This is a genomic window from Aromatoleum diolicum, assembly GCF_012910955.1.
GTDB classification, from domain to species: Bacteria; Pseudomonadota; Gammaproteobacteria; order Burkholderiales; family Rhodocyclaceae; genus Aromatoleum; species Aromatoleum diolicum.
This window is the reverse complement of record NZ_WTVQ01000120.1, coordinates 1-612: the sequence shown is the minus strand read 5'-3', so window position 1 is coordinate 612 and position 612 is coordinate 1. Positions and strand designations below refer to the sequence as shown.

Annotated in this window: 1 protein-coding gene; it reads right to left on the bottom strand. The window is 73.2% G+C overall.

All coding sequences use genetic code 11. The features are described from left to right. A partial coding sequence (locus tag GPA25_RS23675) for a WD40/YVTN/BNR-like repeat-containing protein (protein WP_246266170.1) occupies positions 1 to 612 on the bottom strand: 612 nt, incomplete at both ends.

Sequence of the window (612 nt, the reverse complement as noted above, 5' to 3'; positions counted from 1 at the left end):
GCATCTGGACGCGCACGCCGCGGGCACCCGCGACGACCACCGCATCCGTACCGAGGGGCTGCACCGCCGCGGCGGGCGTGGCCCGCTCGAGCTTGAGCGGCGCGAAGTGCTCGCCGCCGTCGGTGCTGACGAGCAGCCGCCCGGCCTGGCTGGCGAGCAGCACGCCGCCGGCGCCGAGCGGCACGCCGGCCGTGAGGCCTTCCTGCACGCCGGTGTCGATCTTGTGCCAGGTGGCCCCGCCGTCGGCGCTACGGAAAGCGTTGCCGCGCAGGCCGAAGACGATGACGGCGTTGCCCGTTCCCGTCACCCCAAAATAGCTCCCCCGGTAGGGCGTCTCCAGCGCACGCAAGCGCCCCGCCCCCGCATCGAGGCGCAGCACCAGACCCTGCTCGCCGGTGACATACACGTCGCCGCCGGCCGGGCGGATCGCATACAGATGCAGCGCCTGCGGGTTCGCGGTGCGGTCGAGCCACGGCTCCCAGTTCTTGCCGCCGTCGGTGGTGCGCAGGATCAGGTTGAAGGCGCCCACGACGAAGCCGCTCTGCTCGTCGGCGAACCACACGTCGAGGAAGGGATTCTCCGCGCCCTGCGCGGCGAAGCGCTCGGCCTCGG